The organism is Pelobacter propionicus DSM 2379 (genome assembly GCF_000015045.1).
In the GTDB taxonomy this organism is placed as follows: domain Bacteria; phylum Desulfobacterota; class Desulfuromonadia; order Geobacterales; family Pseudopelobacteraceae; genus Pseudopelobacter; species Pseudopelobacter propionicus.
The window spans coordinates 122,758-145,104 of sequence record NC_008607.1; the positions used below are offsets into that span (position 1 = coordinate 122,758).

A 22,347-nucleotide genomic window follows, 5' to 3' on the forward strand; every position below is an offset into this window, starting at 1 on the left:
CGCTATCAAGATCCATATCGCTCTATCAGAACAACTTGAACCAGCTTGCTGAAGTTCCCAGGTGAAACAACTTCCATGGCCGCATCAACAATCTTTGCGTAATCTTCGTTCAAGCGAATACTGAATCTCGGATCAGCGGTAGTTATGCTGATTTTCTGTGACGCAATATTAACCAGCGAATCAAGACTAATATTGCCACCTAAACGCTCAACCAGTACCATTCGGGCCATAACAGCCGGCTTCGATGTTCCTCTCCTTTGGGCCTCATCGCACAACTTTTCGTAAATACTTAATGGAAGGCGAATATTTCTCGGCTTAACCGTGACGGCCTGCGTCATCTTGTCCTTTGTCACTAGAGACTCCTGGCTGTTTTGTTGTCTACTTCGGACAGACAGTAACACAGACAGCCGTGATCCTCTACAGATTTGGGTAACTCCCTTCGCCATAGGCCTGGCGCCCAACATCTGTAATCCGCCACGACCTTGTTCCACCGCAATCAACCTCTTCGATACCTTGCGCGGTGAAGTCGGCATTTACAACGACTGATCTGCTAAGTTTGCCGATTAACTCGTTTGATCCGTCATGTTCGTAGGAAATTGTGATTTGATGACCTCACGCAGCTTACGTCTCACAGCCCAGCTATCGAGCCACGACTGCACCTTTACCGGGTCCGGGTGCGGAGGAAGGATCGAGCTTTTGACCCTTCGCAACCCGCCGGCATCATCTCTCCAGCCAACAAACCACATCGTGTCCGCAGAATGCTTGCAAACCCCGATCACCTTCACCCCGTCAGGGACAGTATGGTACTGGAACGCTCGCCCAAAAAAACCACCAGCTTGCACCACTACAACCTCATCTTTCTTCGGTGTGCCACTACTCTTACTCATCACAACCCTCCTCTGAGAAACAGATACACTCCAAAATGTCAACCCTACTCAATATTAGCTTTTTACTATTCTGTGTCAACTAATAGTTGACACTTGAGACAAAAAAAAGAGAGCACTCTTATCCACATCGAATGTGGAAAACCCCCATATTTTCACAAACGGACACGGTAAAAATCCATAGAGAATAGGTCCTTCATCAAATTGCCCACTTTTTGATCACGCCACAACTTGCTGACGTAGTTTCAATAACTTAGGCACAACGCCATATCCTATATAAAGAGGATGAGACGGCTGGCCACTGCTTGTCTGCTTGAGACAATACAGAAGGATTCCCGCCCTTGTCAGCATTTCGACAACCTGATCACCCCTCCCCATGTGCTCACCATGAATGCCCCAACCACATATCACCTTGAGCGCCTTCGATGCAGCCTCCAGGATATGTCGATCGTTGTCAGGGCCAACCGGATCTACCTGCTTCTTCATGAGCTCTGGTGAGGTTTCCCTGAACGCGAAGATATTGATGATTTCGACTCCGCCACACCCCGGAGTCCTGCGCGCTCTTCTCTCGCAGCGCTCAACCGTCGGGTCATTCTTTTCCTGGTCAGCCGTAGAGGGATTGAGCATCAACCAACAAAGAAGCGGTAGATCCGGATTCCAAATTTGACGAAGCCGATACCGATACCGCAAGCATGGAGAGAAAACCGTTTCCCTTTGCTCAAAGAGGGGACTATGCATGTTCGGGATTTCACCTATAATTTCATCGCGCTAACTTTTCTAGACAGAACCGAGCTACCCTCACAGCGTTTCGCTTCGTGATGTATCCAAGCAGTTTGTTTCCATCTGCCCAGGACATGTACTCTTCCAGCATCTGTACTGACGACAAAAACCAGTAAAACCGGCTTGTTTCAGACACAAAGGGTGGTGGACTATCCTTCTGGCAAAATGATTCGAATGCCGATTCCAGGTCTTTGACCATCAGGAACCGCTGCTGGTACCAGTCCTCGGTGCGGTACTTGCCGGCAAAGGCGGCGATGCTACCAAAAGAACTGTAATCTTCTGCCAGGAATCGTTTGACAATATCATGGGTTAGGGTGACACCCTCATATTTTCTGACGAATCTCGGGTTTGTCAGGCATCGCTGAGCCATGTCGGCGCAATCGGCCTCGCTCAAGCCTATTTCGTTCTCCCCTGACAATTCGCGCACTGCGTCGAGAATGGTTTCTTCAGTTTGGCTCATTTCCTTCCCCTCTCGCCTTTCCAAACATATTGTATGCCGCTTGCTGGCAGACTAATACCCAAAGTCTCAGCCATCTCTTTCTGGCTCTTGCCGAAATACTTGCAAAGCTATTTCAGTCGTTGTGCAATACTTGCAAGATCAGAAATATACATCAAGACAACGCATCTTTTAGACGAGAGACAGCATCATCGATTAAACGCTGTCTCCACCCCCTACCCTGATATTTATCCGAAGAGTCACAACAGAACGAAAATGCACCGAATCCAAGCGCAAAAGCCCTTTTTCGAAGATTTACCGTGACTGCCCCACAACCAAAACTATGTGGAGGCAACAAAACCACACAATCCTCATTACCAGGTTCATTTTCGACACTCCAACCATCAGGGAGCACAATATTGTCGTTATTGCATTTCTCCACAGTATGTCTCCCACCAACAGAGCTATTCAATCAGTTTTTGCAGACGACGCGCAATTTCACCTGACTGAAGCAAACATGCGAATGATTTTTCCAGAAAATACGAAACAATCTCAGTGTCCTTGGCATCATCGGGCAATTCGTCGTTAAACAGCGACTTAATGCCCATCATTTTGGAAAGAGTCACTTTATTCACTGAAACTCTCTTTGTAACGAATTCATCAACACGATCTGTCAAAGCGCCACCATTAATGCTTTTATCACTGGCTTCTGTGTCCATATACCTAATTTCCCCGCTTTCATCGGACTTGACAGCCTTTTGTCATATCATACACAATCAGACCATACATCGTCAATAACGTTAATGTTTGCTGTTGCTATATTTTGAAATACAACACAATTTATAACCCATATACAGCCCAACCGCCTTATCTCTTGACGTCCGCACCGGCTTTGATATATAACACAACAGCTTGTTGTGTTATATGGAGGACGCCATGAAACTCGATTCAGGGAACATTACGGACGATTTACAGCGGTGGGTCGTTGCATACATGCAGGAAATAACAAACAAAAACCTCTCAGGGCGAACCAGAGACATTTATGCAGGGATCCTGGATGATTTCGTGGAACATTCGCGTCAATTTCAGGGAGAACTTGGAATTGAGGACATAAATCGCATCTTTCTCAATGGTTATTTAGCGGAAAGAGGAAACACCGGCAGAAGATTCAGCGCAACAACAAAAAAACTCCATATCACGGTATTAAAGACGTTTTTTCTTTATATCACCGAGAACAATGACAACAACCATGATTTTGAAAAGATGTTCAAGAAAATGAACATTAAGTCCGAATCAAACGAGAAACCAGCTCTTAACGAGGACGATGTTCAGCGTCTTCTCAATTACCTTGAAAAAATCAAGAGAGCGCGCCGAAACCAGAACACAAACATACGAAACACCCTACTTTGCAAAATAATGCTCTTCGGAGGACTCAGGGCCGTCGAATTAACGCATTTGCGCCTCAAAGACATGGTTTACGACAAGGAGGACGATATCTACTCATTATTGATAGAAGGGAAGGGGGGTAAACAACGAACAGTGTATATCCCTCGAACATTGATCGAGGACGAGGTGGAGACGCTGAAAGAAGAGTACGGAGAAGAGTGGCTAATCTGCTCAACCCGTAATGGCACCATTGTCGACCGCACCAATCTTTACCAGATCATCACCGGAATATACAAAAGGGCAGGGGTGGATCATACAGGCCTGCATATCCTCAGGCACACCTTCGCTCGGCGCCTGGTCAACAACAACACGAACCTGGAAACAATTAGAGACCTACTCGGACACTCAAATATCGCCATCACAGCGAAGTTTTACGCGAAAACGAATGAGAACAACAAGAAAGCCGCGATATCGCGCTTAATGAAAGAAGAAAACGAAGGAGAGTAGCCTTGGAGAAGTATCTAGGAAGAGATTGGCAGACCAGGATGTCCCTGGAGACCAAGAAACGGCTCAACAGGCGAATAAGATAGGAGATTTCATGGACCTAGTTACAGACGATATTCCAGCGCAGAAAGGATGTCGCATTGAGGATTAAGTAATTCGGAAACCGGCAGTTTTTTGTTACCAATCGCCCTAAGGAGCAGCGCTGCGACTCGCCCTTTAAGGCTTATGAGGCCACTGCGAAAACGGGTCGCATCGCCTCTACCCAATATGATTTTTCGAAGGTGAGGCAAATTTGGAATTTTGTTGGCGCCATCAGAGCCACAGAAAAGAAGCGTCGGCCCCCCAAAGCAAATACTTCCGTCAATACTGCAGGCAGAAAGATAGTCCTTGCCGAGCAGGATCAGGAGCAAATCGCATGGCTTTTTGACCACAGCCCTGAAATCACCTGGCACATTAAGTTGTCCCGCCCAAGACCGGAGTTTTTTTTGCCCCATGCCGGCAAAGGTACACTCATACGGCACTATTGTTTTCCCCGCCGGTATCAGGCCATATCCAGCAGAAAGGATCCAGAGATCTACATTTCCCACGAAGCCTGACACCCCTTGCATCAGGCATACATGCTGCTGCCCCTTATACATGGCAGCAGCCGTGGTTGCCCACCCCCTCAGCAAAGCCTCCTTCTCCAAAAATCCGCAGTCGTTGAGCTCCTCAAGGTCCGGCTTTGAAAGCTTCCCTGGTGCGCCAATTTTTTTCCCTGTACAGGAAGTGATGATTCTTACAGTCATGGTCAATGCTGATCCGGGGTATACCTGGTTTGTTATCATCCGCGTTACCTCTAGGAGGAGAGATCGTTAATTCCATCTGGCGGCCGGACTTAAACCAGCGCCCGGGAACGCTCTGCCGACTAAACCACGCCATCATCCCCCGTGTCTTGGTTGACACAGGAGTATGCTTACCGCCGAAGATCATTTGGCCCAACTACAACCATATCTTGATTGTTGAACAGCATCCAGGCGGCCTCAGTCTCGTCCGGATCTGGTGCTTGCGCATTTGCAAGAACGATATCCGTGACACTCTGGACAAACTCGTAGTAGTACAATCCCCTCTTACCCAGGGTCACCGCCTTCATCGTCGATACACTCTTTCTCTGCGCCAGGAGATAAGGAGGAGCCCAATCTACAGTTGTGCTTCCACCGTCCAAGGCATCAAGCTGGCTCGCCTTGAGCGGGAGCAGATACGTTGTGAAGTCAAGGATGTGGTAACCAATCTCAAGCCACGCATGATAAATGAAGCCACCTGGCTGAGGGATTATGCCCGGAACGGGAGCATGTGCAACCACATCAGAATTGCCATCACCAACCCGCCATGCCGCATAACCAGCCTTGAGCACCGAAGCAACCCTAAGCCGATCAAGTATGCTTTGCGCCAGAATCGCGTGAGTGTAGCAGTCGGTCCCCAAGCTGCCTGATGCCGCACCTGCAAGACGCCGTATGGCGCTGGAGACTCCGGCAATGACACCACTTTCCACCAGCACTTCAACGACCCGACTTACATCTACCCTTCTCTTTGCTTGGCCCATTTTGTTCTCTCTTGTGTTGATGTGATAAAAACACCTTATTCCTGCTTGTTGTAATTGTCAACTAAAAGTTGACAATTACAACAAGAGAGGATCCTTATGTTTAGAGGACTGAAACAACAAATTATTTATTGTTAGTGGTTACCCGATGGATATTCTGTTGGGGAGAACTCAGCGCGACATGGAAGTTCATATTCATACAACAAACCCTTCTCAGTATTTTATTAATACTCGCGCAATATATACCCTTTACCTCTGACAGTATGGATCATTTTGGTTGGATAACCAACGTCAACCTTCCTACGAAGATATGTCACATACACGTCAATTATGTTACTGAATTTTCCTTCAAAAGTATTTACCCAACAATTACTTGCGATCATGGAGCGAGTCAATATTTGATTTGGATTCCGTATCATGTACTCCATGAGACAGTATTCTTTTTCAGACAAGGATATCTCGTTTCCGCTACGCCAAAATCTGTGGGTAACTGGATCTAATTTAAGTTCTCCAAAAACAACCTCAGATCCTCGGTTTCGGCCGGCCCTTCTTAATAATGCCGCAATGCGGGCCCGTAGCTCACGAAAAGCAAATGGCTTTCCCATATAGTCATCGGAGCCAGCTTCAAGGCCAGCAACAACCTCTTCAGGCAATTTTCGAGCTGTCAGGATCAATACCGGCACCTGATTACCCGTTGAGCGCAATTCCTTCAAAACACTCAAACCATCAATTTCAGGTATACCCAAGTCCAGAATCACCAATGCATATTCACCTGTTTGAGCCAGACGCAAACCTTCAGCACCATCACCGACAATCACCACCTGGCAATTCCCCTCCTCCAGACCGCGCTTGATGAAACCTGCAATTTTCCTTTCGTCTTCGATCAGAAGATATTTCACTTTCTCTCCATAGCAGTTATATTAAGGATAAACGACATCTTGCTTAATTCTAATTCTTCTCCACCTGCTCCACTGGCGCCATCCTCTGCTCAGCCAGACAGCTTTCCAGTTTGTTATTACAGATCCCTTACCAACTAAAGGCATATTATTAGTAAGGCACTTGAATTTACAGTAAGTTGAGATAAATATGAACCGAAATGTCATACGTGTTGCTGCTGTATTCAGTCCGAATGGGACAATAAAACCCGTCTGGTTCGACTGGCAGGGAGAGCGGCATACCATTCAAGAGATTACCTACCGGTGGGAGAGCAATCTGGGAAGGGCTCAGCGTCTACATTTCACTACAACGGCAGACACCGGGCTTTATGAGTTGGTATACAACACGCTAGAACAGATTTGGACTGTGCGTGAGTTTGATAATCTATTGAGACCAAACGAAAGGACATGCGGTAACAAATGACAAAAGCGGATATCACCGAAAAAGTGAGTAACACTATAGGAGTCCCCAAGAGGGAAGCAGCAGATTTAGTCGAAACCGTCCTCTCCATCATGAAAGACACTCTTGCCTCCGGAGAGAGGATCAAGATTTCGGGCTTTGGTTGCTTCAACGTAAAGCAGAAGACAGACAGACGTGGGCGCAACCCACAAACAGGTGAGAGACTCACCATCTCTGCCCGGCGCGTTCTCACATTCAAGCCAAGTTCTATTTTACGCGATGCGATTAATTCCGTGACCGACGACAGCAGCAGCCAAACCAATTAAAGACCTCCGCTTCACGCCCTTTTCACCCTTCATTTGCTGCCACAGTAAGTTCTCAGTGAGAGTGTCCAATCTATGATCCGATAGGATGCTGTGAACAGCATTGATGTTGACCATCGGCCGTGCACAAGCCGAGCACAAATCGGGCTCTACCCAAAAATGATCACAGGTTCGTTCAACGCAAATCGAAAAATCCGTGCATCCACACACCCGACAGACCCCAGAAACATCGTAAAGCCCCTGCCTACCCCGGACAAGAAGTGGAACACGAAGCGGATTAACCTTGTCTAGACGCCAGGCATACCGACCAAGGGTATAATCACCGGCAGCCAGCTCCAGTGCTGACAAGTTCTCAACGAACGCCGATGTGATCCTGATGCAATCGACCAATTCACATACCGCCATGACACACCCTGACGGAAAACGCCTATCAAGCATGTTGCGGCCCTGAAGGAATCGAGAGATCTCCACATTGTTGAGCGCCATATGCAGTGCTGCCCTTGGAGCAATTTGTGACGCACATATAGCCAATGGGCCACGATGTTTCGTTGCCCAAGACCGCGTTTCAATCAATTTTCCACCGACAGCAACCAAATAAGCCCAGTGTGGCCACAAAGAAAGAGCTTTCATATGACCACCGGGAGATCATTGTGTTCCTGGCCATCCAGCAGGCGTCCGGCTCCCCTCTTTCCAACTTTTATCGAGCGATTACCGTCTTGCCATCTATACCAGCTCGCCGCGGGAAGATCGTTGGGTAGCAAGAGCGAATTCATCACTTCCTGACCGTGCGGTAACCATTCGCCCCAGGCCTTGAAAAAAAAGGGGAGATCATCATGTCCACACTGATCTCGTAATTGCCTGAACCAGTCCGGATGAGATGGGCGTGCAGAATTTCCAGATTCACCGCCAGCGAGCACACCATGAACCAGGTCCTTAGATCCAAGCAAACTGATCGCCCCCAACAGGGGTTCAGCAAGGACTAAACGGGTGCGGAACGGCGTTTTCAGAAAATCGGGGATCCGCTTATCCACAGCTTGTTGATTTTCGGTGGTGACACATCCAATCAAATTTGGCAAGGGAAAGAGCTTTTCTATGTACCCCCATTCGCCATGGTCCTTGAGAATTCTCCCCATGCTGTCGGCAGGTCCATAACAAAGCCCCATGACCTGCTCGCTGAAAGAAATTTCCGGGGCCTTGCAAAAAATGAACTCGTTTCCTGCTTTTGCCCATGCCTGCAGAAGCTCTGCCGGCTTCCTGGAGGAGAAGTACCGTCGCTGTCGGCTAGACCGCTTTGTGGGGGCAACAAACCGGTGTGGTCGATTGGAAAAAACCCTACAGGCCAGCACTACGGCCATAGCTCGATCAATGTCTGCATCAGACACGGATTCATGAAAAAGATCAGACCAGATTGCAAAAATCTGTGGCACCCTTGAGTGTAGCGGAACTTCCAGCAACTGAGCATTAAACCTGACTGTTCCATTCCACTGGCCAGCCTCTGTGAGCAAGTCTTCGTGAAGCGCTCGAATCGAGGCGTAAGGATGACCACAGCGGAGCCTGGCCTCCCGGCGCATCCAGCAGTTTTCACACCCTGCCGATACAGGCGTGCATCCAGAAACCAAATGCCATCGCTTTGTCCAAAACATACCCAAGGGAATAACTTTTGACAGGTCTTGAGACAGCGAAGAACAACAAGATATCATTTGCAAACATCCTTTTCAGAGCGTAATCAACATAGTTAAATCACTAACTATTGTTATTTTAGTACAACGTAAGCTTGTTGTTGTCAGCTTTTAGCAGAAACTTACTTAGATATGATTGAATGTCATCTTATAGTAAGTTATTGAGCAGCATTAGGTTTTACTGATATTGTAAAGTCATACAATAGCATTTTTGTAGCTCTGGTTACTGCCACATACAGCATGTTGATTTCTTCGACAAGTTCAGATATTTCTGTTTTGTTGTTTGGGTCGTTTTTGTTTGTAGCTAATTTTTGCATAATCTTTTTTCCAGTTATTAAGTCCTTGCAAAGCCTTACAGTTGGATACTCTAGACCTTTTGAACGGTGAACGGTACTGAATATAACTTCGGCCTCTTGCTTAGGTACAGCTAGTTTTTTAATCTCCTTAATAAGAATAAAAAGACTGCCCTTATATCGCTCAACTAGACTCATAACCAAACCAAGATCTTGGTCTTTGGTCAGTGCTTGATACTTTTTGAGATCTTCATAGTTTTCGAAGTTTGCAATGAAAGGGTCTCTGATCCTTTCTGGCTTTCCAAGATGAAGATTTAGCACATCGTAAATAGATGCGCCGCCAGAAAGGAAGGAATAGGATTTAATATCTCCTTCAAAAGCTGCTTTCTTTTTCTGCTCTATAACAACGTCGATCGCTTCATTCAGCAAACCGATGTTGCTGCGCGCAATATAGGCTTGTGCATGAGAATCCACTTCGATATCGCCTCCAAGTCCCCTTATATTGAAACCATCAAGTGACAAGCCCAGCAGTTTTTTTAGCCTTAAAGCTCTCATTGCTGTGTTTGCAATGTCTTCACCAAATCGGAAGCTGGCTGATAGTCGTAATAAAGGAAAGTTTACTTTAGAAAGACTGTCTACAGCTCCATTAAAACCATATATCGATTGGTGGCTATCACCTACGATGATCTTGGTTGATGCAGTCTGATTCAAAAATATACTCAACTGAACTGGGTTGGCGTCTTGGCCTTCATCAAACAGGATATGCGTAAATTCAGAAAGGTCAGGGCATGTAAGATGGTACTTCTTGATATATGATTCATGAGTTATCGGTATTTTGCCATGCCACATATCAGAAAGAAGTATTTCAACAGCATTCTCAATGTTATCGAGATAGCGACCAACAAAACTCCTTGAGTTTGAGCATTCTTTAACCATACCATAGTAGTCAACATGAAATATCTTTGTCTTGTCAGAATTGCAATACGCACTCATAAGATCACAGACATGTTTTGCAAACAGCATACGATCCATCTCATCCCTGAATTTAACCTTTGGATCGTGCCAGTTGAGCACATCGAATGGACGCAGACTGCCATTTTGATGCAGTTGATATCCTTTCCCGGCGACGACCGCCTGATAAGCCAGAGAGTGGGATGTATGGACAGTTACATTGGTCAGACCAGCCTTTTTGAACTTCCTTGTGGCCTCTGCCCGTACTGTGCTATTGAAAGCTAGATACAATGTGTTTGCACTCGGCCGAGCCTTGATGTACTCCAAACACGTCGAGGTTTTCCCGCTGCCGGCGCAAGCATTGACCCTGGCATTACCATGATGCTCCACAATAGCTTTTTGTTCTTCGGTCATCCTCATAGCTGCAGCATCCCTCCGAAAGCCTTGTAGAGCGCCTCCAGGTCGTGCTTTGTCTGTGCCTGACGTTCACGAGTGGATTTGAAATTTTTCCAGTAGATTTTCACAAGGAGCACAGCAACCGGCACTACGAAACAGGCAAACAACTGAAGCACACTAGAAACTCCCGGATCCAGAACAACAAGAAGGCCAGAAACCGCAACAAGGGTATACGCTACCAGAACGAACAGATATCCAAAACGCTCTCCGGAGTACTGTTGTTCAATCTTCTTGCCAACCATTGTTGCCGCTTTACCAACATCAGATATTTTGTAATGGCCTACCTTCCAGCGCTGCCAAAGTCGGTTTTGTGCATAGTTGACGCCATAATCACGAGCCTCTTCTAAAAACGACAGGACAAGCTCCGTTTCTTTCTTTAAGCACATTTCTTCCGCCAAAAGATCGACCCCAATCCAGCGCTGATTCCGCGCCTTGTGTTGTGATATCCCGCCGTCAACAAAACAGGCCGCAAGGGATTTTGTATTGGATTCCTCTCCCCATTACAAAAGACACACAAGGACTACACGCCCCTTGATGCCTGCAATTCATCCAACCAGGTAAGCATGGATCTTATCTGGCGGTGGTGCTCTTCTACTCGCCTTTCAAGCTCTTTACTGGTGAAGGATGTGATTTTTCCGAAAGCATCATTGATTTCGGCCAATTGATCCACGCTCAGCTCAATAAGTGGACAATCATACTCAGTGATGTTATTGCCGGTTTTCATGGAAATCATGACAAATTCAGTTGGCCCAAACATGAAGCAGCGCTTGTATCGATCAAGCAACAACCTCTCTTTTGCAGGCGCATCTCGCAGATCAAAATCCATGTAGTCCAACCTGGACAAAATAGGGGCAACGATCGCATGGCGTGCATAGGCCAACCACCCATATGAATAACCAGTTCCAGAACAGAGGCCATCGTCGTAGACAATATCCTCGCCGCACCTGGTCCACCACAAGGCCACATATCGCTCCTCACCCGGGTAACAGATGGCCTCTTCAAGAGTTGGCGGCACAGGAATATTCAGCGGCTGAAGACAGTTTTTTCTTTTTTGGGCAAAGGGAATGACATTCGACTTCATATTCACGTTTCTCCCTCCATGAGAGGGCACGTTCCAGCTTTCCCGTCACGAGACAGGTAGCCGCCACTTCGTCGCACTATTTGATCTCTGTCAGTCCATATTCGTTTCATGCCCAACCCCGCAAAGTTAAAATCACGTCAACATGTCAACAATTAGCGCACTTCCTTGTACTTCTGATTCAAATATTCCCAGATCTTACCATCATCACTTAGATGAATGTAGCGCCTGGTCTCTATGTGCTTGTAAGAGTGGACAACCGTACCATCAGGAAGCCGGTTCGACCACATGAACATGAATTGAGAACATTCGTCCTTGATATGATTTTCCAACGGTTTCCAGTGTGGTTCAAATGTCATATCTTGTGATGCAAACATAGCCTTCCTCCTCTTTCTCCCACCCTACCCTCTTAAAGAATAGGTTTCACTCCACTGAGCCCCCCTATTTTATCAACATCGGGAAAGATGGACAAAACAGGGAACGCCGCCCCGCACCATCCCCAGGTGCTCATCTACTACCGACACATGGATGAAATACGTCGTCACGCCACCCTAAACAGCGGCGGCAATATCCTCGTCATCGTAGACGTAACTGGTTGTGATTCCGCCAGCCGTCTTTATAAATCCTTCGCCCAAACGGATCATAAGCGTAACCGGCCACGATTGAGCTGTTCGAGGCTCCGATCAGTTGGCCGGCGCTGTTCCACGAGTATGCTCACACTCCGGCAGTCACCATGTTGCCGTAGGTGTCATAGCCAAAGCCGAATGTCCCAGCCAGGTTGCTGGAGATAGAGGTGAGCCTATCTGGGATATACTCGTGACACCGCCCACAGGAGAGGTGATCTTGGTGCGCTGATATGCCCCATCCATGCCGTGGACCATAGTGGAGGTCAGGTTGGCCAAATATGGAGCTTGATTTAAATCGATGCTGCGTGAGGAAAGTGGCGCAGGGAGATCTGCCAGTCACCAACATCCCCCCTAACCACGAGGGGGAGGGGGGACCAGACCATCAAAGGTGAATCAAAACCGAATGCCCACCTTGGCACCGAACACGTCAGATACGGACTTCGGCTGATATGCCCCCCCAGAAGAATAGGGGGACCGGCCGAATTCTGTGCGCTCGTAGTATGCGGAAAGTCGAATTTTGTCGTACCACCCACCGAGCTCAACATAAGGTGTGATTTCCTTGCGAGGATGGACTTTGACATCGTACTCACTCACCTTGTTTGTCACTGAAATGGGGATTTTTGCGGAAGCCTCGCCAAAGAATCCCCACTTGTCGTTTTTCCAGCGATTTGTTTCCAGGCGCAGACCGGCATATCCGTAGATCATGCTCCATTTTTCCTTGTAGCCTGATGAGGTGAAACTATATCCAGTGTCAGGATCAATACCCCCAGCATCCTTGATATCACGGGACCAGGCCCTGTATCCAAATCCCAACATGGGATCCACAACCACCCTATCAAACCAGAACCTCCAGGCAGCATCGCCCTCTGCCTTCCAGTTGAAGTATTTGACGTTTGTATCAACCGGAATGCCGGTCATAGTGTGACCGTCATAATCGACATCCCCATATAGGAACTCTCCCCTGAACCTCAAGGGCATCTTTCCCGCCATAGAACGGTAACGATAGTCAACCCCGAGTCCAAAACGGACTCCATCTTCTTCAAGTATTTTCGAGCCTGCATCGTACTCTCTCCAGTTGAAGCTTTCGACTGGCACATACAACCAGGTTTCATGTCTTGACAACTCTCCTGCATGACATGTTGCTGATGCGGTCACTAAAAGTGCCGCAATCACTGTTTTCTTCATTTCAGTCCATACCCCCTATTGATATTTGGGTTTTCTACCCAATTTCGCCACGTATCCGCCGAATTCCATCGCGCAAGCATTTTTGATACTCATCTTCTGCAGCACTCTGAATTTCCTGGCGATCCATCCCGGACCCAAAGCTCGCAACAAGATCCACAAACGTCTCATGGACAGGAAGAAAAACATCAACACGATCTTTTGAGCTGATAACCCTCACTCGGTACGGATTTCCGCGAAACCTCTCCACAAAACTCACTTCCTGCAGCACTTCACAGCACATCTCTTTACCCCTTTCCGCTTTCCACGTTCAGACGACTTTTGTCGATCGTGATGTAGATAACTCGTTGACTGGATTCCAGGATGTTACTGCCCACCTTGCCGAAGAGAGCCTTGGCCTTTTCAGCCAGATCCGCAGGAATCCTGAATACAACGCGGCCATCCCTTTCGGCCATCCGGACGGTTCCTAAGCCATTGAATTGAACGCTTTCGCCACCAATTTCGACTGCGGTAATCAACCGGAAATCAGGAATCTGGTTCACCAGGATCATCTGTTTGTTGAGCATGAAGATTTGCCCTGCGCGCGAGGTGCTTTCAGCCTTGAGCCTGTCGATTTCTTGTTTCAGAGATTCAGAGTCATCGCTTTTGGCAACCAAAGCGACAACCTTACCCTGGGGTTTGTTGTTCTCTTCGGGTTTGTCAGTATCACGTGGGTTTGTATCGCCTACGACAGGCGCTACCGGTGCAACAGTTTTCTGATCAGGGGTTTCAGGATACTGCTCTTTCTCGGGCCCGACATATTTTGAGTAGACATAACCTTCCATGCCATCGGCGAGGACCCTGACCTTTAGCCATTTACCGTTCTTGGCTTTACCGAGGATCTCGACTTTTTCACCCTCCGGGTAAGCCTCAAGCGAAAGCGATTTGCTTGAGGCTTTCTTCCTGAGCTTGAGCATGTTTCCGCTTATCACCCCTGTCTCCCCCCAAGCGGCAGAGCACCCCATGGCCAGCGCCAGCAACACAATCATTGTCTTTTTCATAAACACTCCTTGCAGCTGGGCTTTTCATCGCATATTTGAGTCATTGCGATGAATTGCACCCTGCGAAATGAGATTTCTAGATTTTGAGGGAAATCCTCTCTACCTTAATATCTGGCAAGGACTTAGATTATTTGGTGCAATTAAATCGAGGTGAGGCAAAAAAGAAGAGAATAATGAAAAAAAAACCGGATGATGACCATCCGGTGAGAGGAAACAAACTATGAACGCGTTGAGAGTACCACGGTATTGATTACAGCAAACCGGCCCCCCTACCCTACCCTACCCTTCTGTGATTCTCAAAAAAGGCCGTGACATCCTGATACCCATTTCTTTGCCTTAAGCGGTAGACGCGATTCGCTTCTTTCAATGCAGCGTCCAATGAGTCGCAATAGTTTTTTAGCACACGTGGCTTACAACCAATACGGTTCCACGATCTAATCAAAATTGGCCCAAATAGGCCTGGGCTAACCTCGATCAGATAGTATCTCTTTCTATTCAGTTCGTGGTTTACTGATGACAACTCACGGATGCCATAGTCCTGAAATAGCACTCCAATAGATGCCATTTTTACCTCCCGGCCAGCGCCCCCAGCAAACCTACAATCATGCTAAGCTCAAGCTGGATATGTTGTGTATTCAGAAACCCTCTGAAACAGGTTATCGCTAAAAATACCACAATCAACCCAGCTGTAGTCAAGTCCTCACTTGGCGTAAATGTTGTATACAGATTGAGCGCAACCCTCCTATTGCTCGTGGGCTTCAATCCAACAGGGATACCGGTTATGCTCAGACCATCCAGGAGAAGGTGAAAGATCACTCCGAGCAACATGAAGAAGATCAGGTACAACACGATCGAGGGGGTGCGATACTCAAGAGCATAAAGTACTGCAGCCATGACCAGATATGGATACGGCCAGTGAGTCACAGTCCTGTGTTTGATCAACCCATTCAATTCAAGCACGTCCGGCAGCACTGAACCGGCCGCAGCCAGCCACGCAGACAAGAAACCGCCTGTAATCGAGTAGATGGCAATTCCGGTTATCATTTGGTGATTACGCCACCGCATTTCTCGTCCTGTCACATTCCATGCAACCAACCATCCCTGTCGACTCCAGCTTGTAATCCTGCATTTCTGTTCACTTCACCCAACTGTTCGTCTACCCATCCATCATCATGATTTGCCGATGGAGCGCTATTTGCCATTTCCGGGGGAGACAGGAAGGTCCCGGCGCCAGGCCACTGCCGGATTTCGTAATGAAGATGAGGACCGGTACTTCTTCCAGTGCTTCCAGACAGCGCAATGACATCCCGCGGTGTAACCGTCATGCCGACCCTCACATGAATTCGCGACAGATGACCGTACATCGTCACGTAACCATTTCCATGATCCACGGCAACCAGGTAACCATACCCCTTGTAAACCCCAGCAAAGCTCACCGTTCCGGACTCAGTGGGATTCACAGGAGTCCCTGTCGGGACGGCAATATCAAATCCGTTATGCCACCTTGATCGACCAGATCCAAATGGATCACGCCTCCACCCTCGAACCGAAGTTATCCGTCCAAACGGGACAGGCTGTGCAGCTTCGGCAACATCCGTCAGGATCAAAAGCAGACCCACAAGAAGCAGAACAGCAATACTGTGTCTTTTTTTCTCTTGCATATTTTTAAAAAGTTACCAAAATAGAATGAAGTCTACCTCAGACAAGGAAAAGCAAATGACTTTCATGGAAAAAGCCCACAAAGAAATACAGATGATTGACCTCTTCATGATCATCATGACTGTGGTGTGGTCCATCGTTCTCGTGCTCAATATCGGAGGAGTCATTGATGCCAACCTCTGGGGCATCCATTTCGTCTTTGGTGCATACTGGTTTCTGTGGGCAGCCGGACTCCACACAAGGTGGAACAGAACCGGACTCGAACTGGAGCAAATGGCAAAAGAAGTCAATTGTTGCTATCTATTTGATAGAAACGATGCCAGCTCCCCCCTCTATAGCCACGATCAGCACTACTAGCTCGTGGCTATAGCCCCTGTTTGTTTAAGCGCAGCAAGAGCACCCTTCATTTCGTATAACTTCGGAAGATCCATCTCCACCAGCACATGTTCATGATCCACAAGACGATCCGTTAAAAAGGTCACGAGCACCCGTGGTGACTCGATCAATTGTTTCAACAAATCGTCGTGAATAGGCAGAGCAACTTCCCCGGCAACAGCCAAGACACCTTCATTAACCAGGTGACAATCCGCTTTTCTTGAAACCTTGATTGGCCCGTCTAATGCCCAAACAAGAGCCTGAATTCCGTCGTCCATCACGACATACTTGAATGGATAATGATGCTTCCCCATACCTTGATTCCCCATATCCTATCTCCTCCTCTTTTGAACCGAAAACCCTTTCGAGGGTGACACTGTACCAGCGTCTGCCGCAGTCGGTTTACTGCTATCTCTTCCTTTGAAAAATTCAGAGGGCATAATATTTTCATAAACATACCCTCGCGATGTATCCTTTGCGTTTGGTGACGCTACCTGCCCCCAAAAAACCAAGTCAGGGGCTACGGGAGATTGGTTTATTTTTTCCATTTCACTGCCCGCTGTTCCCATATTACCTTTCACCGTATCCATATAACGCTGATATCCAGTTACATTGGGCACAGAAACACCCTGATGTGGATTGGCAGACATGATCTGTTGGCGAAGATTTGCCGGAGGACCGGCCGGCCGCGGCATTGCATGTTGGGTGTGATTCAAACTCGCTGTTGCCCCTGCAATAGTTCCCTGGACGCTCTCCCTGCTTGGCATAGTTGCGGTTGGCCCGGCAACAGCAGGAAGCCCCTCACCAGAGAGGCGCAAGCCGCGTTCCCCAATAAACTGGTTTTGCAGCTGCGATAATTGGCCTATTGAATCCTGAGTCCCCGCAGACGAAAGATTTTGAATATGATTTGCTGCCTTTACATCTCCCTCTATCCCACCTCCGAACTTATTACCCAACCAACTGACAAAACCCGCATCCATCGACGTTTTTGATGCTCCAGACATTCGCACAGAGGACGTTCTCGCCTCTTCGAGCGTCTTGGTCCGCTGTTCAGAAGCTGATACTTGGTCGAGCGCGCTTTTCGTATTGGTAACCGCATGCGCCTCGCCAACTGACCGTTGGTTCTCAACGGACTTGTCGGTACTCCTCGCTGAAGACGTGCTGTCTTTCCAGGTTTCCCCAGCTTTTTGGGCAATCTGACGCGATTCATTATCGCCGAATGTCATGGTATAGACCTGGTTATCAGAAGTTTTGACAGAAACCGATTTTTCACTTCCCATGCTACCGGTAACGCCTCCACCAGAACCAAGGAATTCAAGGGCTGCTTGGGCCTTTGCGACCACTTGTGACCACGCCCTACTACCTTTTTCGATTGTATTTCCGTGGCTATCTTTAATTGCATGCGCCTTGTCAACATTCTGTGAAATAGCTGTACCAATCGCTTTCGCAGTTTCATGCATACCCGACTTAACTGTTGAGGAGCGCTGAGCAAGCGAACTGAGGGCCGATCGAGTCGACGTGTTTGAAAGCGCATCCATAATATTCGATCCAGCGCTCTGGAGGTGGCTGGCGGTTTCAGCACGCGAATCCGCAATACGCGATGTATATCCCTGCTCCTCAGCAGCAGATAGATCAAAGCTCTGATTGAATCCTGTCACTGCCTGCAAATTGCCATTCGACCCCCAGGTCATTCTCATTGAACCCTTTTCGCCAGTAGTAGTCACGTCGTTACCGGTAACAACCTGCGCCATATTGAATCCACCAACGTTGCCGATGGAGTTCCCCTTCATACCGTCAATTGTCTTCCCGGCAAAAAAGGCATCTGCGGCCTGATCACCACTCCATCCGTTCTGGGCGGCCTGGGCCTGCAAACCTTGCATTGTCGTATTGAATGCCCCGGGGTTCATCTTGAACATGCTCTGAATTCCCCTTAATGCTGAGTTCTGCATGCCCATCTGCCGGCCGATCTGCATACCGGTCTCCCAGTTTCCTACAGCACCCATATTGCCGGAAGTTTCCATCTGTCCCATCCCGGTCTGCAGACCATAGTAGTTGGGTATGCCTCCTGACTCAAAAACGCCTCCACTTGATTTAAGCCCATTCGAAGTGCTTCCTACCATATTTCCGTAAGCACCCTCTTCCCTGATAGCCATTGGTGAACTCGCCCATGCTGCCGTAGGAGCTCCAGCTGCAGACAGGCCTGTCACGGCTTGAGATTGGCCTACTATGTCCTCGGTGCGGCTTGCACCAATTCCACCCGCTGCGGCAATATGCCCCTGGAGGCTACTACCCATCTGAGTGATTGCATTTCCACCAAATTTAACTAACATACCGGTGAGCGCAGTCGACAGCACCAGGCCACTCATTCGCAGAGTCCCAAACATGGCCAAGGCTTTTACCGACGCATTGGGAAAGAAATACAGAGCATCGAGACCCAGACCCTCATTCCTCACCTGACTGAAAACGCTATTTGCATACTCCATCGCAAATCCATGCAATATGGCATCAACCACGCCCCATGCCGTTAACCAGATGAAGAAACCAAACAAGATCGATGCAATTTTGCCCGACATCGGTGTAGGAAGAAAAATAATCAGTATCGGAATAAGAGCGATAGCAACAGCAGTCAAAACACCACGCAGAACCGGATAGTATTCATTGAATGACTTCATGGAACCGGAAACGTTTGTGAGGAATTGATAATTGCTTACTACTTGAGTGTTGCCGCTTTGGTAAGAGCTGTCTAGGCGGTTTTTGATAAATACCTGCTTTACAAATTCATCAAGGGTAAGCGCTGAAAGACCAACAGTATCTTTTGCGTCTGTTACAGCCTGTTTGCATTGATTAAACTGTGCAGCATCAGATACATCATATCCCAATTCAGTGCATACAGTTTCCATGTTGCCAGATAGTTCGGCAGGTGTCATATCAGCAACAATGGCTGTCCATGCATCAGTGCAATTTAGCGAATCGCCTTGAGAGTCGGTTGGTGATAAGTACAAAGTGTATATTGCAGGATTAGCTGCTTTTACGAGACTTGTTGAGAAGCTAGCAGGAGTGCGGCGCAATTCATCAATTGTCAGGTTAGATGCAGGATTATTGACAGCAAAGGTTACACAGTCTTTTAAATAATAATTCAGGTTTTGTTCAAGATATATGTTTGTCTTTGAAGATAATGGTCTGGTCGTAAGAGCATATAGTCCCAGAAAGCCTTTCCCGCCTGCTTGGGTTTGATATGAACCAATTGACCCAGAGGTAGAGACAATTTCAATAAGACCTCTTTCAATCAAATTGAATGTTCCTGCTACAAGAACAACTCCTTCTGGAACCTGAGTCACAAGCTCTGTTTTATTCATTACTTCGTCATAAACCTGCAAACTGCCCTTTGGGACGAAAAACGCAATGTACATGACAATTCCGATCGCCATAGGAACAGACCATCCCAGTATGCTTGTCTGGCCGCCGGATGCGATTTTCGTATACACGGCTAAGCCAGTAAAGACTGCCGCCGAGATAATTACTGTATAAAACAAAGACTGATAACTGTTGTTTCCGAATATTGTAGCAATGAGCTTAAAAGCAGATACAACAGGCCCGAAACTTCCATAGCAGTAATATTCCATGGTTGTTGCCAAAGCAAGTGACGGTACTAAGCTTATTGCTACAAGTAAAGTCAGAATAACAAATGTTTTGTTTTTGAGTCTCATTCAAACGCTCCGTTTGCTATCAGAAAGCTTTTGTTTCAAGTTTAATTGCACCAGCCTTCACAAGGCGCTTGTTTCTCAGAGATGCCCAATAGTATGCCCCAAATGGAATCAAGACAAATATTAGTGTTGAGATGACAACAAAGTTCGACGATGTTAAGAATATTGATTTGAAACCAAGCAACCATGAATATACATTAGATACTTGTTCTGATGTCATTTTCATATAGTAGAACTTAGACGTAATCCACAAAACATTTTTTTCTGTAAATACAAAGAAATATATAGAGTTGAATATGATGTAAATCAGTACGACCTTGATGAATGCCCCGAACAACATACCTCCTAACAGGTTGCGTACCATTGATTTTGTATACTCACCGATATAGGAAGTTGCAGATTTGGCAATAAAGGCCGCATACCCCAGACTGAAGCATAAGGCCAACAACAAAGCAGACAGCTGATCAAAGAAGCATGGATTTGAGTTCCCAAAAATCGGGATATAGCGTTCAATGGCGCCGATCGCCACAGGAGTCAGCAATGCTGAGATTACCCCCGAAATAAACGAGGAGCGAAATCCGACTTCCATAAACTCAATTCGCTGTTTGGTTGTAAGAAACCTAGAGTTGATCATGCAGCCGCCAAGCTCATTGGCGAACTGCTGGTCAATGTATGAAATGGCTTCAAGAAGGCCTTTGGGATGAATTTCTGATCCCGCCGGCAACGGCATGATATCGGGTTGGCTTGAATTATCTTTCGCCATGCGTCACCTCACCAGCGTATTGAACTGGCCATGCCGATTACACCAGACCCATAAGCCACACATGCAGCAAGGACGATGCAGACCGCCGCCAATGTTGGGTTTCTCTGTCGAACACCGACATAAAACGCCATGCACAGCAACACGTAGAAAAAAAATCTTGCCCAAAACCCAAGCAGAATCGTTGAGAAGATTTTTTGCCAAAAAGCTGTGTAGTCTTCCGGCTTCATGTAATGCAAAGGATTCAGCTTTTCGATTACAGAACTGTTATGCGAGAGCTCTTGCGGCATACAACCTCCACTATTTTGTTCAAAATACTGGGTGAGCTTTTTTCAAAACTTTGCTTTTCGGCAAAAATCCGTAGTACCTGCCATCGTATGAATCTTTATGGTCACCCATCGGTAAGAACATTCCCGGAGGAACTGGACCGTTCCAGACGAAGTTGACAAGCTTTTTTCCATTCAGAGCCTTATCTTTTGCTCGACCAATAAATGCATTGTTACAGTAAAGCTCTTTTTTTTCATTTACTGTAAGCACATCACCTTCGTCGCATTTCACCAGTTTTATCATTGTTTGCTCTATAAACTGTGTTGCAACGTCGCTGTGCCTAAAAAGAACGTAGTCGCCGTACTTTATCTTTGCAGTGTCTTTATCAAGCCAATACAGTCTGTGGCTCAGAGATTTGGTGATGCTCACAACAAAGAATCGAGGAAAGGTTAAGCTGAAAAATACAGCGAGTACAGATAAAGAAACTATTAGAATTACACGTTGTCGCGAATCAAGGTTTGATAATCGGAACATTCTTCACCACCAAGTCCCCCATGAGCACCACCTTGTTCTTGGGTATAGAAGATACGGCGAGTTCGAGCTTATCCATCTCACGCTTTAAGCCCGCGTCATCAAGCCTTCCAGCGATATAATCAGCCTTCTTCTCTTCCACAAACGACTTGATATCGATGGCCACCACCTTCTGTGCCAGGTAGTGATCGTATCCCCAGATCGATGCTGCAGACGACACAAGGCTCACTACCAGAGCCAGCACAATGGCTCCGGACTTAGTCACATAACTCGGTGGCGCCGAGGGCGGGACCGACGGAAGACCGGGGGGCACCGGCGCATGATTCATGATTGGCGTTGTTGTTTCCAAAATGGGCTGAGCTTGTCCTGTCATATTTCCTCCAGTATCGTGAAATTATGAAGGGAGGCATTTTGACGCAAATATCCCCTCTACCCTAATATCTGGCAGGGACTTAGATTATTTGGTGCAATTAAATCTCTATATGACGAATGAACAGCAGGACAACCAGGTGCTTGTTGTGG

Annotated in this window: 27 protein-coding genes; 3 read left to right on the forward strand and 24 right to left on the reverse strand. The window is 47.3% G+C overall.

The window, feature by feature from the left end:
- Positions 1–5: 5 nt before the first annotated feature.
- The 5 genes from PPRO_RS18620 to PPRO_RS18640 form a co-directional block, all read right to left on the reverse strand.
- A complete protein-coding gene (locus PPRO_RS18620) occupies positions 6–353 on the reverse strand; it encodes a hypothetical protein (protein WP_041533012.1) in 348 nt (115 codons plus the stop codon).
- Between the two features lie 210 nt (positions 354–563).
- The gene (locus PPRO_RS18625) at positions 564–887 is read right to left on the reverse strand and encodes a hypothetical protein (RefSeq protein WP_041533013.1); all 324 of its coding nucleotides are present in this window, start codon (positions 885–887) and stop codon (positions 564–566) included.
- 216 nt (positions 888–1,103) lie between these two features.
- Complete coding sequence (locus PPRO_RS18630) at positions 1,104–1,622, reverse strand: DUF1643 domain-containing protein (protein WP_011733856.1); 519 nt, start codon at positions 1,620–1,622, stop codon at positions 1,104–1,106.
- 22 nt (positions 1,623–1,644) lie between these two features.
- Positions 1,645–2,124 carry a hypothetical protein gene (locus PPRO_RS18635; protein WP_011733857.1) on the reverse strand — a complete coding sequence of 160 codons (480 nt, stop codon included), beginning with the start codon at positions 2,122–2,124 and terminating at the stop codon, positions 1,645–1,647.
- Positions 2,125–2,564: 440 nt separating this feature from the next.
- Positions 2,565–2,819 (reverse strand): hypothetical protein, encoded by a 255-nt coding sequence (locus PPRO_RS18640; RefSeq protein ID WP_011733858.1) that lies wholly within the window; start codon positions 2,817–2,819, stop codon positions 2,565–2,567.
- A gap of 217 nt (positions 2,820–3,036) precedes the next feature.
- Here PPRO_RS18640 and PPRO_RS18645 point away from each other — a divergent pair, with 217 nt between their 5' ends.
- Complete coding sequence (locus PPRO_RS18645) at positions 3,037–3,993, forward strand: tyrosine-type recombinase/integrase (protein WP_011733859.1); 957 nt, start codon at positions 3,037–3,039, stop codon at positions 3,991–3,993.
- Positions 3,994–4,094: 101 nt separating this feature from the next.
- Here the strand turns inward: PPRO_RS18645 and PPRO_RS18650 are convergent, their stop codons facing one another.
- The 3 genes from PPRO_RS18650 to PPRO_RS18660 all read right to left on the reverse strand — a co-directional run bounded on the left by PPRO_RS18650 (position 4,095) and on the right by PPRO_RS18660 (position 6,465).
- Positions 4,095–4,775, reverse strand: a complete 681-nt coding sequence (locus tag PPRO_RS18650) for a hypothetical protein (RefSeq protein WP_198138376.1) — start codon at positions 4,773–4,775, stop codon at positions 4,095–4,097.
- Positions 4,776–4,942: 167 nt separating this feature from the next.
- The gene (locus PPRO_RS21090; RefSeq protein ID WP_041533015.1) at positions 4,943–5,569 is read right to left on the reverse strand and encodes a hypothetical protein; all 627 of its coding nucleotides are present in this window, start codon (positions 5,567–5,569) and stop codon (positions 4,943–4,945) included.
- A 221-nt stretch (positions 5,570–5,790) separates the two neighbouring features.
- Positions 5,791–6,465 (reverse strand): response regulator transcription factor, encoded by a 675-nt coding sequence (locus tag PPRO_RS18660; protein WP_011733862.1) that lies wholly within the window; start codon positions 6,463–6,465, stop codon positions 5,791–5,793.
- A gap of 456 nt (positions 6,466–6,921) precedes the next feature.
- Between PPRO_RS18660 and PPRO_RS18665 the strand changes: the two genes are divergently transcribed.
- Positions 6,922–7,227 (forward strand): integration host factor subunit alpha, encoded by a 306-nt coding sequence (locus PPRO_RS18665; protein ID WP_011733863.1) that lies wholly within the window; start codon positions 6,922–6,924, stop codon positions 7,225–7,227.
- Between the two features lie 623 nt (positions 7,228–7,850).
- Here the strand turns inward: PPRO_RS18665 and PPRO_RS18670 are convergent.
- The 10 genes from PPRO_RS18670 to PPRO_RS20500 form a co-directional block, all read right to left on the reverse strand.
- Positions 7,851–8,924: a DUF5131 family protein gene (locus PPRO_RS18670; RefSeq protein ID WP_157040146.1), complete on the reverse strand. Its 1,074-nt coding sequence runs from the start codon at positions 8,922–8,924 to the stop codon at positions 7,851–7,853.
- Positions 8,925–9,061: 137 nt separating this feature from the next.
- Positions 9,062–10,567: a UvrD-helicase domain-containing protein gene (locus PPRO_RS18675; protein WP_011733866.1), complete on the reverse strand. Its 1,506-nt coding sequence runs from the start codon at positions 10,565–10,567 to the stop codon at positions 9,062–9,064.
- Entirely contained in the window at positions 10,564–11,001 is a 438-nt protein-coding gene (locus tag PPRO_RS21095) for a hypothetical protein (RefSeq protein ID WP_157040147.1), read from the reverse strand. The genes PPRO_RS18675 and PPRO_RS21095 overlap by 4 nt, the downstream gene beginning before the upstream one ends.
- A 122-nt stretch (positions 11,002–11,123) precedes the next feature.
- Positions 11,124–11,684, reverse strand: a complete 561-nt coding sequence (locus tag PPRO_RS18685) for a hypothetical protein (RefSeq protein WP_041533017.1) — start codon at positions 11,682–11,684, stop codon at positions 11,124–11,126.
- 1,016 nt (positions 11,685–12,700) lie between these two features.
- The gene (locus tag PPRO_RS18695; protein WP_011733869.1) at positions 12,701–13,492 is read right to left on the reverse strand and encodes a hypothetical protein; all 792 of its coding nucleotides are present in this window, start codon (positions 13,490–13,492) and stop codon (positions 12,701–12,703) included.
- Between the two features lie 34 nt (positions 13,493–13,526).
- Positions 13,527–13,772 (reverse strand): hypothetical protein, encoded by a 246-nt coding sequence (locus PPRO_RS21100; protein WP_157040148.1) that lies wholly within the window; start codon positions 13,770–13,772, stop codon positions 13,527–13,529.
- Between the two features lie 4 nt (positions 13,773–13,776).
- Positions 13,777–14,529 carry an SH3 domain-containing protein gene (locus PPRO_RS18700; protein ID WP_011733870.1) on the reverse strand — a complete coding sequence of 251 codons (753 nt, stop codon included), beginning with the start codon at positions 14,527–14,529 and terminating at the stop codon, positions 13,777–13,779.
- A gap of 274 nt (positions 14,530–14,803) precedes the next feature.
- Positions 14,804–15,094 carry a WGR domain-containing protein gene (locus tag PPRO_RS21970; protein ID WP_049759856.1) on the reverse strand — a complete coding sequence of 97 codons (291 nt, stop codon included), beginning with the start codon at positions 15,092–15,094 and terminating at the stop codon, positions 14,804–14,806.
- 2 nt (positions 15,095–15,096) lie between these two features.
- On the reverse strand, positions 15,097–15,573 hold the full coding sequence (locus PPRO_RS19900) for a metal-dependent hydrolase (protein WP_198138378.1): 477 nt from the start codon (positions 15,571–15,573) through the stop codon (positions 15,097–15,099).
- Positions 15,574–15,605: 32 nt separating this feature from the next.
- Entirely contained in the window at positions 15,606–16,190 is a 585-nt protein-coding gene (locus PPRO_RS20500) for a M23 family metallopeptidase (protein WP_011733872.1), read from the reverse strand.
- 55 nt (positions 16,191–16,245) lie between these two features.
- Between PPRO_RS20500 and PPRO_RS18715 the strand changes: the two genes are divergently transcribed.
- Entirely contained in the window at positions 16,246–16,545 is a 300-nt protein-coding gene (locus PPRO_RS18715) for a hypothetical protein (RefSeq protein WP_041533020.1), read from the forward strand.
- Here PPRO_RS18715 and PPRO_RS18720 read toward each other — a convergent pair.
- The 6 genes from PPRO_RS18720 to PPRO_RS18745 are packed head-to-tail and all read right to left on the reverse strand — an operon-like array spanning position 16,542 to position 22,198.
- A complete protein-coding gene (locus tag PPRO_RS18720; protein WP_011733874.1) occupies positions 16,542–16,892 on the reverse strand; it encodes a hypothetical protein in 351 nt (116 codons plus the stop codon). The genes PPRO_RS18715 and PPRO_RS18720 overlap by 4 nt on opposite strands.
- Before the next feature lie 3 nt (positions 16,893–16,895).
- Positions 16,896–20,270, reverse strand: coding sequence for a conjugal transfer protein TraG N-terminal domain-containing protein (locus PPRO_RS19905; RefSeq protein ID WP_011733875.1), 3,375 nt, complete (start codon positions 20,268–20,270; stop codon positions 16,896–16,898).
- A 19-nt stretch (positions 20,271–20,289) separates the two neighbouring features.
- Positions 20,290–21,030: a hypothetical protein gene (locus PPRO_RS18730; RefSeq protein WP_011733876.1), complete on the reverse strand. Its 741-nt coding sequence runs from the start codon at positions 21,028–21,030 to the stop codon at positions 20,290–20,292.
- Positions 21,031–21,038: 8 nt separating this feature from the next.
- Positions 21,039–21,317 (reverse strand): hypothetical protein, encoded by a 279-nt coding sequence (locus PPRO_RS18735; RefSeq protein WP_041533021.1) that lies wholly within the window; start codon positions 21,315–21,317, stop codon positions 21,039–21,041.
- A 19-nt stretch (positions 21,318–21,336) separates the two neighbouring features.
- Positions 21,337–21,828, reverse strand: coding sequence for a S26 family signal peptidase (locus PPRO_RS18740; RefSeq protein WP_157040149.1), 492 nt, complete (start codon positions 21,826–21,828; stop codon positions 21,337–21,339).
- Positions 21,806–22,198, reverse strand: a complete 393-nt coding sequence (locus tag PPRO_RS18745) for a hypothetical protein (RefSeq protein ID WP_011733878.1) — start codon at positions 22,196–22,198, stop codon at positions 21,806–21,808. The genes PPRO_RS18740 and PPRO_RS18745 overlap by 23 nt, the downstream gene beginning before the upstream one ends.
- Positions 22,199–22,347 lie beyond the last annotated feature (149 nt).

Bases quoted from the DNA above. Each gene is read 5' to 3' on its own strand.
- PPRO_RS18625 (WP_041533013.1), bottom strand. From the start codon at position 887: ATGAGTAAGAGTAGTGGCACACCGAAGAAAGATGAGGTTGTAGTGGTG.
- PPRO_RS18630 (WP_011733856.1), bottom strand. From the start codon at position 1,622: ATGCATAGTCCCCTCTTTGAGCAAAGGGAAACGGTTTTCTCTCCATGC.
- PPRO_RS18635 (WP_011733857.1), bottom strand. From the start codon at position 2,124: ATGAGCCAAACTGAAGAAACCATTCTCGACGCAGTGCGCGAATTGTCA.
- PPRO_RS18640 (WP_011733858.1), bottom strand. From the start codon at position 2,819: ATGGACACAGAAGCCAGTGATAAAAGCATTAATGGTGGCGCTTTGACA.
- PPRO_RS18645 (WP_011733859.1), top strand. From the start codon at position 3,037: ATGAAACTCGATTCAGGGAACATTACGGACGATTTACAGCGGTGGGTC.
- PPRO_RS18650 (WP_198138376.1), bottom strand. From the start codon at position 4,775: ATGACTGTAAGAATCATCACTTCCTGTACAGGGAAAAAAATTGGCGCA.
- PPRO_RS21090 (WP_041533015.1), bottom strand. From the start codon at position 5,569: ATGGGCCAAGCAAAGAGAAGGGTAGATGTAAGTCGGGTCGTTGAAGTG.
- PPRO_RS18665 (WP_011733863.1), top strand. From the start codon at position 6,922: ATGACAAAAGCGGATATCACCGAAAAAGTGAGTAACACTATAGGAGTC.
- PPRO_RS18670 (WP_157040146.1), bottom strand. From the start codon at position 8,924: ATGATATCTTGTTGTTCTTCGCTGTCTCAAGACCTGTCAAAAGTTATT.
- PPRO_RS18675 (WP_011733866.1), bottom strand. From the start codon at position 10,567: ATGAGGATGACCGAAGAACAAAAAGCTATTGTGGAGCATCATGGTAAT.
- PPRO_RS18685 (WP_041533017.1), bottom strand. From the start codon at position 11,684: ATGAAGTCGAATGTCATTCCCTTTGCCCAAAAAAGAAAAAACTGTCTT.
- PPRO_RS18695 (WP_011733869.1), bottom strand. From the start codon at position 13,492: ATGAAGAAAACAGTGATTGCGGCACTTTTAGTGACCGCATCAGCAACA.
- PPRO_RS21100 (WP_157040148.1), bottom strand. From the start codon at position 13,772: ATGTGCTGTGAAGTGCTGCAGGAAGTGAGTTTTGTGGAGAGGTTTCGC.
- PPRO_RS18700 (WP_011733870.1), bottom strand. From the start codon at position 14,529: ATGAAAAAGACAATGATTGTGTTGCTGGCGCTGGCCATGGGGTGCTCT.
- PPRO_RS21970 (WP_049759856.1), bottom strand. From the start codon at position 15,094: ATGGCATCTATTGGAGTGCTATTTCAGGACTATGGCATCCGTGAGTTG.
- PPRO_RS19900 (WP_198138378.1), bottom strand. From the start codon at position 15,573: ATGATAACCGGAATTGCCATCTACTCGATTACAGGCGGTTTCTTGTCT.
- PPRO_RS20500 (WP_011733872.1), bottom strand. From the start codon at position 16,190: ATGCAAGAGAAAAAAAGACACAGTATTGCTGTTCTGCTTCTTGTGGGT.
- PPRO_RS18715 (WP_041533020.1), top strand. From the start codon at position 16,246: ATGACTTTCATGGAAAAAGCCCACAAAGAAATACAGATGATTGACCTC.
- PPRO_RS18720 (WP_011733874.1), bottom strand. From the start codon at position 16,892: ATGGGGAATCAAGGTATGGGGAAGCATCATTATCCATTCAAGTATGTC.
- PPRO_RS19905 (WP_011733875.1), bottom strand. From the start codon at position 20,270: ATGAGACTCAAAAACAAAACATTTGTTATTCTGACTTTACTTGTAGCA.
- PPRO_RS18730 (WP_011733876.1), bottom strand. From the start codon at position 21,030: ATGGCGAAAGATAATTCAAGCCAACCCGATATCATGCCGTTGCCGGCG.
- PPRO_RS18735 (WP_041533021.1), bottom strand. From the start codon at position 21,317: ATGCCGCAAGAGCTCTCGCATAACAGTTCTGTAATCGAAAAGCTGAAT.
- PPRO_RS18740 (WP_157040149.1), bottom strand. From the start codon at position 21,828: ATGTTCCGATTATCAAACCTTGATTCGCGACAACGTGTAATTCTAATA.
- PPRO_RS18745 (WP_011733878.1), bottom strand. From the start codon at position 22,198: ATGACAGGACAAGCTCAGCCCATTTTGGAAACAACAACGCCAATCATG.